We start from the raw sequence: 17,280 nt of genomic DNA on the forward strand, positions 1-17,280 counted from the left end.
TTCCGATAGGAAATCCGCGAAAGACACACCCCCAGCCATGTGGAGCGCCCATGAACGCCAATCTCCGTGATACCGGTTTTTTCACTCAGTCCCTTTCGGATCGTGACCCCGAGCTGTTCGGCTCGATCACGTCCGAGCTGGGCCGTCAGCGCGACGAGATCGAGCTGATCGCGTCCGAGAACATCGTCTCTGCCGCCGTCATGGAGGCGCAGGGCTCGGTTCTGACCAACAAATACGCCGAGGGCTATCCCGGCCGTCGCTACTATGGCGGCTGCCAGTATGTCGACATCGCCGAGAATCTGGCCATCGATCGCGCCAAACAGCTGTTCGGCTGTGAATTCGCCAACGTTCAGCCGAACTCGGGCAGCCAGGCCAACCAGGGTGTGTTTCAGGCGCTGATCCAGCCTGGTGACACCATTCTGGGCATGAGCCTGGATGCCGGCGGTCACCTGACCCACGGCGCGCGTCCGAACCAGTCGGGCAAGTGGTTCAACGCCGTGCAGTATGGCGTGCGCAAGCAGGACAACATGCTGGACTACGATCAGGTCGAGGCGCTGGCGAAAGAGCATAACCCCAAGCTGATCATCGCCGGTGGTTCCGCCATCCCGCGCCAGATCGACTTTGCTCGTATGCGCGAGATCGCGGACATGGTCGGCGCCTATCTGCATGTGGACATGGCGCACTTTGCCGGTCTGGTCGCAGCCGGTGAACATCCCAGTCCGTTCCCGCACGCGCATGTGGCGACGACCACCACGCACAAGACCCTGCGCGGTCCGCGTGGGGGCATGATCCTGACCAATGATGAAGATATCGCCAAGAAAGTGAATTCGGCCATCTTCCCCGGCATTCAGGGCGGCCCGCTGATGCATGTGATCGCAGGTAAGGCCGCGGCGTTTGGCGAGGCCCTGCGGCCCGAGTTCAAAGGCTATATTCAGCAGGTGATCACCAACGCGCAGGCGCTGTCGGATCAGCTGATCAAGGGCGGTCTGGACACGGTGACCCACGGCACTGACACCCATGTGGTTCTGGTCGACCTGCGTCCCAAAGGCGTCAAGGGCAACGCGACCGAAAAGGCCCTGGGCCGCGCGCATATCACCTGCAACAAGAACGGCGTGCCGTTTGACCCCGAGAAGCCGACCATCACCAGCGGCATCCGTCTGGGCTCACCCGCCGGTACCACCCGCGGCTTCGGCGAGACCGAATTCCGCCAGATCGCCGACTGGATCATCGAGGTTGTCGACGGTCTGGCCGCCAATGGCGAAGACGGCAACGCTGAGGTCGAGGCGAAGGTCCGGGCCGAGGTTGCCGAGCTCTGCGCGCGCTTCCCGCTCTACCCGAACCTCTGATCCAAGCCAGATCGAGAAACAGAAAACGGCGCCTCATCGGGCGCCGTTTTTCTTTTCGGGCCAGTCTGGCTCAGATGTATCCGCGCCACCGCAATACGACGAGCGTCATCGCCGACAGGGCAATCAGGCCCAATGCCAGCGAACCCAGAAAGCTTAAGAACCACCCCCAGCGCCGATCCGCCAGATTGATCGCATTCAAATGCTTCTGCACCTCGTCCGAGGCATTCTCGAGCCTTTGCATATCCAGAACCATCCGCAATTTCGGATGTTCCGCCATCGGCTCGGCCTGGGCCAGCACCATCGCCTGTTTGTAGACCTTTCGCGGCAAACGCCGTTTTGCACGCCGGACCGAGGCGATCAGGGTTTTATCCTTTACCCCAAGCTTTTTGCGCAGCAACAGAATGGTCTCTGCGATGCGGGTCTGGATATCGGTTTCCTGCGTCATCTGCGCCTCCTGACGGGGCAATGTAGCTTCGTGCTGCGCGGGCCACAATGGGGCTGGTTGTTCTGTGCGCTCGCGCGTATCACAAGAGCATGCTGAATACGATCATCCATGGCGAACCCACCGACCAACCACCCCTGCTGATTGCGCATGGCCTTTATGGCTCGGCGCGGAACTGGGGGGTTATCGCGCGGCGGCTGTCGGATGAACGGCAGGTCATCGCGGCGGATATGCGCAACCATGCCTACAGTTTCTGGGATGCACAGCATGGCTATCCGCAGCTTGCGCAGGATCTGGCCGAAGTCATTGAGAGCATTGGCGGCACCGCCGACGTGCTCGGGCACTCCATGGGCGGCAAGACATCGATGATGCTGGCGCTGGATCATGGCGATTTGGTGCGCAAGCTGGTCGTTGCCGACATCGCGCCCGTCACCTACGGCCACAGCCAGATGCCGTTTATCGAGGCGATGCGGGCCGTGGATATGTCCCGCGTCCAACGCCGCTCGGACGCCGAGGCGCAACTGGCCGGTCTGGGCGTCGAAAAGGCACTGCAGAGCTTTTTCACCCAGTCTCTGGACGTGGAGGGTGGGCGCTGGCGGCTCAATCTGGACGTTTTGGCCAGCGAAATGCCGAAGATCATGGGTTTTCCCGAGAAATCCGGCAGCTGGACCGGCCCTGCCCTGTTTCTGTCCGGCGCGGCGTCCGACTATGTTCTGCCAGAACACAGAGACCGGATTCGCGACCTGTTCCCGGCGGCTCGGTTCGCCAAGATTCCGGGCGCGGGCCACTGGCTGCACGCCGAGAAACCCCGCGAATTCGAGGCCGCCGTCAGGACCTTTCTGAACGCCTGATCAGGCGCCCGTATAAAGGCGTTTTGCGACCAACCAGGACACAGGTGCCGCCACAACCGCGCCCGCGACTGCTGCCGAGAAAATAGCCATCGCAGTCACCATTCCCGCCGCCAATACGGCGATCACAGCGCTGCCCGCAAGGGCGGTGGCGATCAGAGAATAAAGCGTGGTAGCGAGGCGTAGCATGGCCTGTCGTCCTGTCTGTGAGTATCGCCCTCACATTAAGGCAAGCGAATATATTCCGCTTTGACCTGTGTCAGATCAGGTGGCTACATCCCCGGATCAACCGGCTCGACCGTAGATCCGCCGCCATTCACCCAGTCTGCAAAGCCGCCCAGATTATAGACCTGCTGATACCCCATATCCTTCAGCAGTTTCCCCGCCAGCGCCGCACGACCGCCCGAGGCGCAATGCAGAATGATCACCCGATCCTTGCGCAATTCGGGGTCGTAAGACGGCAAGTCAGGATCGGCGCGGAATTCCAGCATGCCGCGCGGGATGTGATGCGATCCAATCGCGCGGCCCGCTTTTTCAAGCTCGGGCGCATCGCGGATATCCAGCAGCAGCGCGCCTTGCGCCAGCAACTCCTGCGCCCTGCCCGCGTCGATACGTTCGACCACGGCATTTGCAGCCTCCATCATCTCTTTGACTGTCAAAGGCATTCGCGCCCCTCCTGCAGACTCAATTTGCGGAAGGCTAACATGCAAAATCTGGAAGATGTAGTCGCTAAGCAGTCCCTGCCGTCAGTGTTCCCGGAAAGCGCGCGACATGCTGTCGACCACGGGCTTGGCGATATAGGCCGCAAAGGTGCGTTCCTCGGTCTGGATCATGATTTCAGCGGGCATGCCGGGTGTTGGCACAAAGCCCCGCACACGGCTCATCTCATCCGCGGTCAGCGAAATGCGCGCCAGATAGACTTCTTGCGGCATTCCGGCGGAATCTTCCAGCAGCGAATCGGCTGAGACATAAAAGACCTCACCGTTGAGCACCGGGGTTGTCCGCTGGTTGAGCGCCACCAGACGTACGGTCGCGATCTGCCCGGTCACGACACTGTCGATTTCGGTACGCGGAATTTGCGCCTCGATGATCAGCGGGGCATCGGCGGGCAGGATTTCGGCGATCTGTTCGCCGGTTTCGATCACACCCCCGGGCGTGTGGTAATGCAGACGCACCACCGTGCCGGTCACCGGCGCACGCACAACGGCGCGATCCAGAACGCTGCGGGCCTGCCGCGCCTTTTCGCGTACACTTTCCAGATCGGCCTCGATCACGCCAAGCTCGTCCAACGCGGCCTCGCGATAGGCCGAGCGGGTGCGCAGGATCTGCTCTTCATATTTCAGCAGCATCTGATTAACCTCGGCCGTTTCGGCTTGCAGGCGGGCCAGCTGACCCTCGGCCTCGGCCTGGACACGGCGGATTGTGTTCAGGTCGCCTTTTCGCACCAGCCCTTTCTCGAACAGCGCATATTTCGTGTCGTATTCTTCCTGAAGGATATCCGAGCGGCGCTGCATACTGGTCAACTGCGCCTCAAACCCGGTGGCCCGGATCTTCAGCGCCTCCATATTCCGTTGCAGCAGGGCGATGTCGTTCAGCAGCGTCTTGCGCGAAACATTGAAGCTGAGCTTTTGATTGTCGAGGATGGTCATGACCTCGACATCATCCGAGGCATTGACCAGTGCGGGGGAGAATACCAGATTTTCCTGCTCACTATGCTCGGCCAGCAGACGTTCGGTCATGGCCTGCAGTCGGATTTTGCGAATGAACAACTCCCGCTCATTGGCCGCCGCCGAGGTCTGGTCCAGCGTCATCATGATCTGACCGGCCTCGACCGCCTCGCCTTCGGCAACGAGGATGTTTTCGATAATCCCGCCCTCAAGGTGTTGCACGATCTTGTTGCGGCCCGTGGCGACAAAGCTGCCCTGCGCAATGACCGCCGCCGCAAGCGGGGCACGGAAGGACCAGACGCCAAAGCCACCGAAGCAGACAATCAGCATGATCAGACCGATTACGATGAACTTGGTGATCGAGCGCGGAACCTCGGCATACCACAGGCCGGGATCGTCTTTACGGACTACCAGTTCGTTCATGACTTATCCCCCATTGCCCTGAATTTCAGGCGGCTGCTGTCGCGAGTTGTTCAATTGCTGCAGGACCTGTTCGCGCTGACCAAACAGCGCCACGCGCCCGTCAGTCAGCAGCATGATCTTGTCGACCACGCTCAGCAGCGTCGGCTTTTGCGTGATGACGACAACGGTGATCTGGCTGTCCTTGGCCTGCTCAATCGCACGCGCCAATGCCTTGTCACCCGCCACGTCGAGGTTCGAGTTCGGCTCATCCAGTACCACCAGCCGTGGATTGCCGAAGAACGCGCGCGCCAATGCGATGCGCTGTTTCTGGCCACCCGACAGTGGCGAGCCATCTGCGGCCACCACGGTCTCATACCCCTGTGGCAGCGTCGCAATCATGTTGTGGACATCGGCTAGAACGGCGGCGTCGTGGATTTGCTCGTCGGTCGCATCGTCGCGCATCCGGCCGATATTGTCCTTGATGGTGCCCGGGAACAGTTGCACATCCTGCGGCAAATACCCGATACTCTCGCCAAATTGGCGCGGGTCCCAGTTGCGGATATCCATCAGGTCCAGCCGCACGCTGCCCGAGGTTGGCAGAATGGAACCCACCAGCGTTTTGCCCAGCGTGGTTTTGCCGGCACCGGAATTGCCGATGATCGCCAGCGTCTCTCCGGGGTTCAGAGCGAAAGTGATCCCGTTCAGCACAACGCGCTTGGTACCGCCGGGCACGTACAGCAGGCGTTCCACGTCCAACCGCCCCTCGGGGCGCGGCAGGCGCAGTTTTTCGTATTGCAGCGCCGAGTTCGACAACAGCGCCTTGATCCGGGCAAAGGCACCACGGGTCAGCAGGAAGGTGTTCCAGCCTTCGATCGAGCCTTCAATCGGGGCAAAGGCGCGGCCCGCGATGATCGAGGCCGCGATGACCATGCCGCCGGTAATCTCGCCCTGCAACGCAAGAAAGGCGCCCCAGCCCAGAATGCCGATCTGCGTCAGCAGACGCACAGCGCGCGAGATGGCGGCGAAGATCACGTTGCGATCCTGCGCCTTGACCTGCCATGTCAGTGACTGCGCAGTGTCCCGGCCCCAGATGCGAACCGCCTCGGGGATCATCGCCAATGCGTTGATGATCTGGCTGTTGCGCGACATTGAATCCAGATGCTGGTTGGCCAGCGACTGCGCCTGATTGGCTTTGGCAAAGGGTTTGGCGGTCATTTTCTGATTCACCAACGCGATCACCATCAGGATCACCGCAGTGGTCACGACGATCATGCCAAGCTGCGGGTGCACCAGAAAGATCATAAGGATGAACAATGGTGCAAATGGCACATCAAGGAAGGAAATCAGCGTGCCCGAAACCAGAAAACCCCGCACCTGCTGCAAATCGCCCAGCGTCTGATACTCACGCCCGTTGCCATGCAGCGAGGCATGCGCTGCCGCGCTCAGGACCGGGGCCCCAAGGCGGGCGGCGACCTCAACCGCGGTGCGCATCAGCATGAAACGACGTACCGCATCGAATGCCGCCTGAAACACCACGGCCCCAGCGACAATCACGGTCAGCATAACCAGCGTATCCAATGACCGGCTGGTAAGCACCCGGTCACTGATCTGGAACAGATAGATCGGGATCGCCAGGATCAGAAGGTTGGTGGCGCAGGTCAGCACCAGCACAAAGGACAGATTGCGCCAGATCGCCTTCAAAGAAGTACGCAGCGTTTTCTGGAAATCTTCGGGCGGGGTGCGTTTGTGGAAGGTTTGGGGTGGCCCCTTGCCGTCGCCGCCGCCCGTCCCCGAGCGCATCAACGGCTCGTTCGCCTTCGCCTCGATCGTGGTGCCCATGCGGTCTTTGCCGTCCGCTGGCGCAGAGGGGGTCATGCGCGCAGTCGATTGATCGGCTGTCTCACGATCCGGGGCCTCCGGCTTGGCCACCCCAGTATCGCCGCCCGTCGGATCCTGATCTTGTGCGGGCTGCGATGACGCACGCCGAAGGGGAGAGCCGGCGCGCGTTTGTGACGTAATATCTGACTGCTGCGCATGCCTCGGCCCGGATTCATCCGGTTTAGAAGTCTCTTGGGGCACCGCATCTTCTGGCGCCCGATCTGGTTGGGGGGCAACTTCGTCCACATCCCCTTCGGTTGCAAACGCGGGGGCAGGTTCGGCTTTGGACAAACGCATCTCCTCGGTCAGACGCAATCTGGCCTCTGCCTGTGACGCTTTGGCCTTTAAGGATTTCGCAATCCGCGCACTGTCACCTGACGCCAACGGGCCACCGCCTCCGTGTCTGTCCAGCGGGCTGGCAAAACGGGTTCGGCGTGACGAAAAAACGATCGACATATATAAACCTTCGGTTCACTCGCAATGTACAGAAAACTCAGGCCAGCATGGTTTGCAGGCCATCCGATGCAGTCGCCATCTCGCTTGGCGTCAGGTCATTTCCAGCCGGGCCAATTCCATTCGCGTGATCCGGCATACCAACCTCATCCATCAGCGCTGCAATCGCATCGTTGGTCATCTCGGTGATATCCTCGTTCGTGGGCATATCGATCAGGCTGGCCTGATGCAGCAGCAGATCGGAATAAGACCCGTCCTGCGCCATCACCACCGAGTCGACACCGGCCTTGGTGACACTCGCCGCATTCAGCAGCGCGTTGCTGCCTGCAATCACCTCGGTCTCATCGGCTTTCGGGCCATGCAGATGAACGTCATCCTGATCCGCTAGCAAGGTCGACTGTTCCACCACATTCAATTGCACCAGTGACCCATCGACCTTGAGGACCCGCATCTGTTCCATCCCGGCAAACATGGGATCGTTCATCAGCGCATCTTCCAGCGCTTCCATGTCCGATTGCTGCATCGCCATGGCGTCGGCCATCGACGCCTCCATCTCTTGATGCGTGTCTTCGCCTTCCGTGAGCAGCGATACCTCGTTCATCACGAGGTTCTCATCCTTCCCGTCGACCGGTTCAGGCAGTCCACCGGTTACGATGTCATCGTCCATCAGAACCAGTGTCTGGACAAACGCATCGACCGAGATCATGTCACCATCAATCATGACAAGGTCATAATAGCTGCCCAGCTGCAGGATATTGGTCACATCGACCATCTCATTGTCACCCATCGCATACAGCGTGGTCGAAGCGGAGACCTCGGTTTCGATGTGATCGATATCCGTGGCGTCGATCGTCTGTTTGACAAAGTTCGCCACGATCAGATCACCGTGAATCCAGTCGACATGCACCAGACCCGGCGCATCCTCGCCACCCTCACTGATCCAGTCGGCCGCGCTTCCTTCGACTTCGATCGTTGATGACTGGACGACTTTCGTACCGGAATCACCCTTGGTGCCCTCGTCCATGTCCGAGACGACCGCAACCTGGCTGACCATGGTCAATTCGATCGACTTGCCACCGACCGCGATATAGGGCGCATCGACCCAGGCGACCGTGGCGGACACCGCGTTGATGGCCAGATTGCCACCCACGATCACCTCATGACCGTCTGAATATTCCGGATCCGTGTCCCGATCCCACTCGACCGGGTAAGGATCGAAATAGCTCTCTTCGCTCTCCTCTTCATCCTCGGGCTGGTGATACGCGGGCAGAAGATCCTCCCAAACCGGAGCCTCATCGACGTATTCACCGTTGACGATCACGCCCATAGCATCTTCGCCGTGGAATTGATAAACGACCGCACCTTCGACCTCGGCATAGACCGGGTCCAGCATGTCGTCGGCCATCGCCTCGACATATTCGACCGACAGATAATCTGAGATCGAGAATGACAGGCCCGAGAACACATGCAGCGAGGTCGCGACCTCAAATGCCGCTTCAGCCATCGCCATCAGTTGTTCGGTGTCGCGAAAATCACCTTCGCCGACCACGTCGTTGTCGCGCATATAGATCGACTGGAACGTGTAGGTGATGGCCGAGCCAATCAGTTCGGTCACGATCTGGGGTTCAAGAATAATCACAAACTGGGTGGCTGCGCCTGCCGCGACGGCCTCAGGCAACGGCAGATCAGACTCCGGCGGCGGCGCAAGGGTCGCCCCGTTCAGCGGTGCCGGTCCCTCGGGTGCGGGTGTCAGTTCGGATGTGGCCGGGGGTGTTTCGAACAGATAGGACAGCTGTCCATATTTGCCGGGGTCCAGCTCCAAATCCGCTTTGACTTTGAAATTGATAGGGTCTTCCAGTTCTTCCAGCTCGGCCTTGCGGCGCATCGCCGAGAACTCTTCGTATTGATCCCTCAGTCGGGTTTGCTCAATCGTGAGATCAAAAGTTCCAATAAAGTGTGCAATCTTTTCGGTAACACTATCGAATGACATTTCGATGACCTCTAACTCCGTCACCGGCAGGAAATTTCCGGGTCTGGATTTGCTGGACCGAGGCCGCAGAATGCGGCCCCGGCATTTTCATTGAAACGGGGGCCCGTAATGCGGCCCCCGAGATTTTTGCGCCTTACACGTCGTTGTCGTCGCTCGAGTAGCTCGAAGTCATCGAGCCACCAACCATGGTCGTATCGACCGAGTTACCAAGCACGTGGGCACCCATGACGATCGACTGGTTGAACGCAGCTGTGTCGACAACGGCTGCTGCCGAAGCATAGGACTCGCCGTTGACGATACCGTCGCCACCGTTGTTCGAGCCCCACATGCCGCCGTCACCGCCAGCACCACCTGCACCAGAGTTGGCACCGGACGCTTCGCCACCGGTGTTCATCGCACCTGTGGTTGCACCGCCGGTCGACGAACCCATGACGTCACCGCTGGTTCCGCCGTTCGAGGCCGCTGCACCACCTGCGCCACCGGCGCCTGAGGTTGCAGTACCGGTCGCGTCACCAGAGGCCATCGAGTCGGCGTCATTGTCCGACGACGCCCGTCCGCCATATCCGGCAATCGCTTCGGCCAGGCTGTCAGCGTAACCATCGTTCTCGGAGCGGGCCCACGCATCTGCGTCGCCAGCGTTTCCGCCTTCGTTGGTTGCGTCAGCCGAACCTGCGCCACTTGCAGCCGAGCTGGACTCGGGGTTGGCTGTTCCGCCCGCACCACCGGTGCCTTCGGAGGTTGCCATACCATCACCGCTGGCGTCCGCAGAGCCGTTGGAGTTGTTGGTACCACCGTCACCACCAGAACCATCAACGTCCTGATCGTTATCGGCAGACCCGTCGATGTCGCCGGGCGACTGCGTGATCACCGGACCCGCGGCATCCTGGTCACCGACACCCTGCGCTGCCGCATCGGTATCGACATAACCACCACCGGCACCGCCAGAACCGGCACCACCGCCGCCCGCGCCACCGGCACCCGCGCCGCCAGAGCCTGCGCCACCGGCACCCGTACCACCAGAGCCTGCACCACCGGCACCTGTACCGCCAGAACCGGCACCGCCGCTTCCGTCGCCACCAGTACCATTGGCGTTGCCGCCGCCGGCATCATCATCGCCTTCGTCGCCTTCACCACCTTCACCGCCGCCGGGATCTTCCTCTACCAGACGGGCAAGGAACGGGAATCCGCCTTCCTGCGTGCCAGCGTTACCGCCGATGCCGTCGCCGCCGGGTCCGTCACCACCAGGGCCATCGCCGCCGGGTCCGTCACCGCCAGGGCCGTCACCGCCGGGTCCGTCACCACCGGGGCCGTCGCCGCCTGGGCCGTCACCACCAGTTCCGTCACCGCCAGGACCATTGCCACCATCAGCGTCATTGGCACCCAGAGCACCGGCACCTGCCAGACCCAGACCAATATTGCCGCCCGATGAGGACTCATTGGCTTCGTTGGTTCCTTCACTGGAATTGTCGGCCGAGCCATCGTTTTCGGCGTCACCGTCACCCCCATCGGCATCTCCGTTGGAGGCGTCAGTGCCTGCCAGACCAAGACCTGCAGCCAATGCGCCGGATGTGTTGTCGCCACCATCCGCATCGCCATCAGCGTTCGATCCGGACAGGCCCAGACCAAGACCAAGGCCGAAGGACTCGGCTGCACCGCCGTCACCGCCGGTCGAGTCGCTGTCAGCGCTCGATTCACCGTAGTTGTCCGCGGTGGAATCGCTGTCTGCGTCACCGCCGTCGCCGCCGGTGCTGTCACCGTCAGAGCTGGCGCTTGAATGGCCAAGACCCAGGCTTGCGTTGTAGGCATCGCCCGAAGATGCACCGTCGCCACCGGTTGCAGCACTGTCGGCACTTCCTGAATGACCACCGACGGCCATCGAATGGCTACCGTTAGTGTCGCCGTAGGCTTCACCACCATAGCTGCTGCCGCCATCACCCGAGTCGCCGCCATCGTTATTTACGTCGATGCCGTCCTCTGCATAGGCTTCACCACCATTGGCATCGCCATTTTGCGAGAATTCGCCTGAGTTCGAAACCGACGCACTCTCAAGCGTGTCATTGTCTTCCAGGTTTGCATACTGGCTGTTGATGGACGCGAAGTCGTTTCCGGGTCCGTCCAGCGAGATGTCAATGTTGATGTCATCGCCGGGATCGTAATCCAGATTGTCACCGGCCGTGATCACGTCACCAACATCACCTTCGACATCTTCGATATCGACATCGACCTTGTCATCGTCGCGCGGAATCCACTCGCCGCCGCCAAAGTCGATATCAACCGATGCGTTGTTGTTGTTGGTGTTACTATCGTCACCACCGTTCGACTGCGAGTTGCTGTCGTTGCCACCATTGGTGTTGCTGTCATTGCCGCCATTGGTGTTGCTGTCGTCGCCACCATTGGTGTTGCTGTCATCACCACCATTGGTGTTGCTGTCGTCGCCTTGCTGCTGCTGTTGTTGTTGCTGCTGTGCGTTCAGGTCATCAACAACCAGATCAATTTCTTCTTCCGATGAGGGTTCGTCTACGACAGGATCCTGGTCATCGATAACTTCCTGGACGTCTGCGATCGGAGCTAGTCTGCGTTCCATAATAAATTCCACTTTTACTGAAGCACCGGACCGCCATTCATCTACAAAGCGGTTACAGGCGCGGTTGAAACAGATTTTACGCACAGGCCGATAAAACGGTCGCTTGTGCGGCAGTTTGATCTTCTGTCTGGTCAGCCCCCCTTTCTCGGCCTAGCCGATTCCATGGCCGCAGAGTTTTCGCTGAAATAAGCGTGCTGCGGGCATGTCAGGTCAGTAAAACTTCGCCAATTGAAGCAGGGTCATGGTTGCAGCGATGCCGGGGCGTGCATAGCTGGCCGAAAGCATTAAATGTGGCAACTCTTTGTTAAAAAAATGGTTTTTTCAGAAAACACCTTTAGACAGAGTATTCTCGGCGCGAAACAACCGGTTTCCGATTTAGAAATAATATATGCAAATATTATCAACGCTTTATCGCGCAAAACCGGGCGAGAAACCTGACCAAAAGTTCTAGAACAGATCCTCAATCTTCCGCGTTCTATTGATGAAATTCGTACTTTCAGTTATGATGAGGTCATAATTTGAATGAATAAGTTACTGTTTCGCGCCGCCTGAATCTGTACCCGATTTGAATCTCAGTGGGTGGCATTTTTGTTAGTTGGGGGAAGGACAATGAATACTTCATTGCAAGATGACTCCCGTGGTCAAATCGAATACCCAGAAGACCTGACGATCGCCTTTATCGGCAAAGAACTGTTTTATTCCAACCAAACTCTCAGAAGCGTGCAAAACGAATTTGGCGTGCGCGCATATCGCTATGAAACTCTGGACGCGCTTTTGGCTGTAAGTGACCCCTCTGTGCCTGCCGAGCGCATCGTCGTTGTGGATCAGATGCTGATCGAGGATCTTCTGAACCGCCCCGCCGACTATGCCAGGCTGGCCGAAGATGGATGTCTGGCTTTTGCCTATCGCAAGCAAAGCTCTCCCCGTTTTCTTTTCGAACACTGGGATCGGGCGCAGTTCGGCAATATCGGATACCTGCCCATGAATGTGGCCCCGGACGTCTGGCGCGCCATATTGCGATTGCTGATGCACGAAGAACTCCACCTGCCCTGCTTTCTGGCCGACAGCGTCTCGGCCAGGCAGGCGGCAGCAGAAACGCCGGTTGAAAAGCAACCCGTCACCCGGACCCGGTCGCCCGAGAAACTGTTGCTCTACGCCAAACTGACGCGGCGTGAAAAACAGGTTCTGAGGCTGGTCGCCCGCGGAAAGAGCAACAAGGCAATCGCTGCCAAGCTGGGTATAACCGAGCACACTGTGAAACTGCACATGCACAATGTCTCGGGCAAGATCGATGTCAGCAACCGAACGGCAGCGGCTCATTTCTATTTCGAGGTTGCGCCCAATGAAGCGCGAAGTGCCTCTGTTGGATGAAACGTTCGAAACCCGGTTTGACCGGCTTATCCTTTTGGTGGGCCGGTTGAATTACATGTGGACGAACACCGAAAGCCTGCTGATCCATCTGATCGCCGGTTTAACCGGTGCGAACAAGGACGTGGCGGTCATTATCTTTCTGACCCTGAACACCACCCGCGCCCGCATAGATCTGGTCGAGCGTCTGGCCAAGATGGAGGGCCGGCCCGCCGAAATCCGCGATCCCATTCTCGAACACACCCAACGATTGTCCCGGCTGTCGTCGATACGGAACAAGTACAATCACTGCATCTATTCGTTTGATCAGAAAAGCGGGAACCCCAAAACCATCCTGATGCGGATCGCTGATCGCAAAACCGACATCAAGCTCGGACGTGAAGATACTGTGGACGATGAGGCCATGAAGGAGATCGAGGACGTGGTCGCGCAACTCTCGGCAGCGAACAAAGACATCTGGAAATTGATCGGGCAGCTTGGCTTTCCGGTCTGACTGCGGCCTCCTGTGCAAACGCCCGGCAAACCTGCCTCGACAAAAAGAAAGGCGCGCTTTTGAAAGCGCGCCCAATGAAAAAGGGTGATTATGAAAAACTCAACGCCTGAAACAAAAGAGACGCTCACTCGTTAACATCTCCTTTCTGAACGATTTTATTCAACCGATCAGTGATGCAGTTCACATGGGCGACACATTTTCCAAAAATCCTGTGGAGCGCTTTTACCTGCCTGCCGCAGCAATCAGACGGCACGGACCGGGATTATTCGCACAAGGACATGATCAATTGCCAAAGATAGGGCAGGCTCGGTAACTCCAAGGCTCTGTAGAGCACGATACCCAGCGCCAGTGCGATCAGGCTGAACGATGCAAGAAACATGGCCTGGATGACGGTCACCCAAGGATCGCCGGTCCGAAAGCACCGTTCCAGTTTTGGGCCTACGATTATGTAGTCTGTCAGCATCTGATCCGACGGCTCATGTGCATTGTGTGGTTGCTCTGATCCGAGAGGATTCATCAAGATTATGGCCCGACTGTGGCGGTGAGTTGGCGATTTGACCGTATATCCTGCACGCGTTTCGTCGAGGCCTGCAGCCTGGTGCGATGCTTCTTGGGCATGAAACTGCCCCAGAGAAAAAGCACCGGCAGCCCCCCGCCGATCACGGCAGAGAGCACTACGGGAAAGCCCCAATTTCAAAGATCAATCACAGATGTTAGTTTGATTTCAACGGACCACTTTCACCGTTCCGTAATCCCCCAAGAGAGAGGGGCTGGCCAAGACCCCCTCATCCAGCCCCTCACACCACCTTCACTCTCTATCATTTGTGAGACGGTGGGTTTCTCCCCTTGAGACGCCCGTACAGGGCGTGAAGGGAGTATATCACATCCTGAGCCGTTAGTCTTTCCACTAATTCTGGGGGGCTCAGGCTGCGGAAGCCGACTGAATGCTGAGGTAAAATAGGAAATCATCGGCATGAACACAACTCGGCAGAACCTAAAAAGGCTCTTCATCAGTAGCAACATGTCCTGATTTGAGAGGATGCACCGCACATGGAAACGCAGCCTACTCTGCTCGCCAACAAAGGCGTCTTGAAAATCCAAGATGCGATCGCACTATGAGTCACCGCACGTATAAGTGTAACCTGTATTGTTAGATTGCGATGACACCAAAGCGCGGGCGGCGACTACTTGAAGCGGAACGGAAACCTGGATTTTTTTCGGCGCGGTTTTACAGGTGCGATCTTGGGTTCCTGAGGCTCATTCCCCCATTCACCCTTATAGCGTTTGCGACAACAAGCTTGGATATATGAGCGAACAGCCTCGGTCGTATATTCCTGAATTTCCTGACTCTGGCTTTCCGCAAACAGCAGCGCTGCCCCTGGCCGCTTACCCTTAAGCAAAGCATCGATCATACCTCGGGAATCCTTACTTTGCGCTGAGTTTTGATGAGGAACCTCCCCAGCAAATTCCAATCCGAGAAATTCCGCGAGACGCTCTTTGGCATCTGCGTCCTTCCAACAGATCTCAATGAAATTGTCAGATCCCGCAAAATACTCTCGTACGCTCTTGATGTGGGATTGATAGAACTCTTTCAACTCCGCTGCGTTCTGCGATGGCAAATAACCGTTCAGAGACATCAACTGATTGTCTTTGGGGCCTTGCCTAAGATTGTGGGTGTTCAGCGATTTCCACCAGACCTCCTGATTTTCTCTCTTGGTGAGAACGAATTTGGCGTCCGGATATCTCTCGTGCATTTCCTTGTAGAGGAATGGCCAAGGGTAGTCATCAAAACTGTCGAACATCTCGGTAACCTTGAACAGGGTGTCCATATCACGAATCCTGTAGGCGGCGAGTCCGATATGAACGGGGCCTTCGGAATGCCTGTATCCGCTACGGAGCATGATCTCGCCGAATGTGGAAGTTCCCGTCTTTCCGAGGCCGATGCAAAACACCTTTGTTTTGCTCTTGCATTCCGATTGAACGCTCGTGTTCATTCCGCTCTATCCTATTCGCAGTCACGCTTTGCTGGCATACCCACTCCGGGTTCCTCAGCGGAACTATTAGTTCATTGCCGCAAAGTGGTCTATCCCGTTTGAATACAAACCAACTGTAATGCAGGCAGGTTGAATTTCGCACGTTTCACTTTACTCTGGCGAAGTACGCTTGATTTCTTAAGAATTCCATGTTTCACACGCCGAAGAGGACTGGCATCTCAGAGGTCGATCAAGATAGAACCGAAGCTCGATTTGCGGATATGGTCCATCTAATACGAACACTCCTGCTAGAGGGCCGGATCGAATTGGCGGTTGGGTGCTATGATGGGCCGCCCCTACTTTCGAGGCGCGATCATGCTCTGCCACAATCGACAGCCCCTCAAATCTCAATGGGATTCGACAGGCTCGAATACGATTGCGCATGGACCCTAGAGAAGAAATAAATTAGGGATCGTTTTCGCTTCTAGATTGATACTTGGCGACTATTGGGACTCGGCAGACAGAGCTGAAAATTACAAGATGAGAACCTTAGACTTACCTGCTCACTATATTGCTCTCGACGATTTCGGAGGTCTGCAAACCCTATACACTGGCTTTGCCGAGGCTGTCGCCGCCAAGGGACACCAGATATACACCGTTAACCGGGCAAAGAAGCGGCCTTTACCACATTTCTCAACGACTCTGGAACAGCTAGGTGGAAAGATACAATCTCCGCAAAGCTATCGCGTGGCTAACATACTGCCAGACTCGATGCCAAAGACGCGCAACCGTGTCCAACGTGCGCTGCTGAACCAGCTGATCGGGCGCACAAATCTCAAGCATGTCGTGTGTTGGAACGCCCCACCCGATTCATACATGCGGTCAAGAAATCGTAAATTTGCTTTCTACGATCACGGCTTTTCATCCATAAGAAAAGTGAACAAGTGGCGACAGCAACAGCTGGCCCGAATGAATGGGATAATCAGCGTTTCCGAAGCCAACAAGCATCTGCTTGAAAATTTATGGCAATACAAAGGCGCAGTTCATGTGGTCTGCAATCCCCTTCGTCAGGCCATCGCCCATCGCCCCCTGAACAAGCGGAGAGTGCCAAACAACAAGATCCGGATCACGTGTGCGGCGCGCCTGATATCATTCAAAGGGATCGCGAGTGTAATTCATGCGACAGCCCATCTGTTGGATCGAGGATACTCCGTTAAGCTCGCTATCGCCGGAGAAGGGCCCGAGGCTGAAATCCTCAAAGAGACTGCGGAAAAATTGTTGCCAAACGGCGCCGTAACATTTCTTGGCCTGGTCAGTGACATGGGCGCCTTGTTCGATGAGACCGATATTTTCGTCGCACCATCACTTCGTGAGCCATTTGGGCTTTCTCCCCTTGAGGCGCTGGCATCAGGCATCCCGACCGTTCTATCGAACATTGACGGCCACCCTGAAATATTGCCTTTTGAAGGCGCCGCAACATTGATCGAGCCAGAGTTGACCGTCAGCGAATACGCTCTGTTGGGCTCGACCAAAGCAAAACTGCCAAAATACGTCTATTATCCATCAAGCCAAACAATCGCGGAGCCAAAGGCCCTTGCGCCGGATTCTCTGGCAGACGCCATATCTCAGGTTATCGATTCATACGCTGATCACGCCGATATTGCCTTCGAGGCCGGGCAACAGGTACGCAACAAGTGCAGCATAGAGAATTATACCGATAAACTGTTGAACGTTTTTGGAGACGTGTTTTGAGCCTCATATCAAGACGCCGCAGTTTGCTTGTAAGAGTGCTCAAAGCTATATGCACAACTTTTCCAGCCTGCATTGAGGCAGTTC

General features: G+C 57.5%; 14 protein-coding genes. 5 read left to right on the plus strand and 9 right to left on the minus strand.

What is annotated here, in order from left to right; all coding sequences use genetic code 11:
* Positions 1–50: 50 nt before the first annotated feature.
* Positions 51–1,346: a serine hydroxymethyltransferase gene (glyA, locus tag ACR3E4_RS01645; protein WP_480567044.1), complete on the plus strand. Its 1,296-nt coding sequence runs from the start codon at positions 51–53 to the stop codon at positions 1,344–1,346.
* Positions 1,347–1,416: 70 nt separating this feature from the next.
* On the opposite strand, the gene ACR3E4_RS01650 is transcribed toward glyA, so the two are convergent.
* The gene (locus tag ACR3E4_RS01650) at positions 1,417–1,791 is read right to left on the minus strand and encodes a hypothetical protein (protein ID WP_480536034.1); all 375 of its coding nucleotides are present in this window, start codon (positions 1,789–1,791) and stop codon (positions 1,417–1,419) included.
* A gap of 89 nt (positions 1,792–1,880) precedes the next feature.
* On the opposite strand from ACR3E4_RS01650, the gene ACR3E4_RS01655 reads away from it, so the two are divergent.
* Positions 1,881–2,639 (plus strand): alpha/beta fold hydrolase, encoded by a 759-nt coding sequence (locus tag ACR3E4_RS01655; protein ID WP_480536035.1) that lies wholly within the window; start codon positions 1,881–1,883, stop codon positions 2,637–2,639.
* Here ACR3E4_RS01655 and ACR3E4_RS01660 read toward each other — a convergent pair whose 3' ends face one another.
* The 6 genes from ACR3E4_RS01660 to ACR3E4_RS01685 form a co-directional block, all read right to left on the minus strand.
* Positions 2,640–2,825, minus strand: a complete 186-nt coding sequence (locus tag ACR3E4_RS01660; protein ID WP_480536036.1) for a hypothetical protein — start codon at positions 2,823–2,825, stop codon at positions 2,640–2,642.
* An 83-nt stretch (positions 2,826–2,908) separates the two neighbouring features.
* Complete coding sequence (locus ACR3E4_RS01665) at positions 2,909–3,301, minus strand: rhodanese-like domain-containing protein (protein WP_480536038.1); 393 nt, start codon at positions 3,299–3,301, stop codon at positions 2,909–2,911.
* A gap of 81 nt (positions 3,302–3,382) precedes the next feature.
* Positions 3,383–4,726 carry an HlyD family type I secretion periplasmic adaptor subunit gene (locus ACR3E4_RS01670; RefSeq protein ID WP_480536039.1) on the minus strand — a complete coding sequence of 448 codons (1,344 nt, stop codon included), beginning with the start codon at positions 4,724–4,726 and terminating at the stop codon, positions 3,383–3,385.
* Positions 4,727–4,729: 3 nt separating this feature from the next.
* Positions 4,730–7,039 carry a type I secretion system permease/ATPase gene (locus ACR3E4_RS01675; protein ID WP_480536041.1) on the minus strand — a complete coding sequence of 770 codons (2,310 nt, stop codon included), beginning with the start codon at positions 7,037–7,039 and terminating at the stop codon, positions 4,730–4,732.
* A 37-nt stretch (positions 7,040–7,076) separates the two neighbouring features.
* Positions 7,077–9,026: a type I secretion protein gene (locus tag ACR3E4_RS01680; RefSeq protein ID WP_480536042.1), complete on the minus strand. Its 1,950-nt coding sequence runs from the start codon at positions 9,024–9,026 to the stop codon at positions 7,077–7,079.
* A gap of 133 nt (positions 9,027–9,159) precedes the next feature.
* Positions 9,160–11,610, minus strand: coding sequence for a hypothetical protein (locus ACR3E4_RS01685; protein WP_480536043.1), 2,451 nt, complete (start codon positions 11,608–11,610; stop codon positions 9,160–9,162).
* 621 nt (positions 11,611–12,231) lie between these two features.
* Between ACR3E4_RS01685 and ACR3E4_RS01690 the strand changes: the two genes are divergently transcribed.
* Both ACR3E4_RS01690 and ACR3E4_RS01695 read left to right on the plus strand, forming a co-directional pair.
* Positions 12,232–12,981, plus strand: a complete 750-nt coding sequence (locus ACR3E4_RS01690; protein ID WP_480536044.1) for a helix-turn-helix transcriptional regulator — start codon at positions 12,232–12,234, stop codon at positions 12,979–12,981.
* Positions 12,953–13,471, plus strand: coding sequence for a hypothetical protein (locus ACR3E4_RS01695; RefSeq protein WP_480536045.1), 519 nt, complete (start codon positions 12,953–12,955; stop codon positions 13,469–13,471). Before ACR3E4_RS01690 ends, ACR3E4_RS01695 begins: the two co-directional genes overlap by 29 nt.
* Before the next feature lie 262 nt (positions 13,472–13,733).
* On the opposite strand, the gene ACR3E4_RS01700 is transcribed toward ACR3E4_RS01695, so the two are convergent.
* Both ACR3E4_RS01700 and ACR3E4_RS01705 read right to left on the minus strand, forming a co-directional pair.
* Entirely contained in the window at positions 13,734–13,934 is a 201-nt protein-coding gene (locus tag ACR3E4_RS01700) for a hypothetical protein (protein ID WP_480536047.1), read from the minus strand.
* Between the two features lie 721 nt (positions 13,935–14,655).
* On the minus strand, positions 14,656–15,465 hold the full coding sequence (locus tag ACR3E4_RS01705; protein WP_480536048.1) for a sulfotransferase: 810 nt from the start codon (positions 15,463–15,465) through the stop codon (positions 14,656–14,658).
* A gap of 519 nt (positions 15,466–15,984) precedes the next feature.
* Here ACR3E4_RS01705 and ACR3E4_RS01710 point away from each other — a divergent pair.
* Entirely contained in the window at positions 15,985–17,196 is a 1,212-nt protein-coding gene (locus tag ACR3E4_RS01710; RefSeq protein ID WP_480536050.1) for a glycosyltransferase family 4 protein, read from the plus strand.
* Positions 17,197–17,280 lie beyond the last annotated feature (84 nt).

Source organism: Ruegeria sp. AP11, assembly GCF_056535865.1.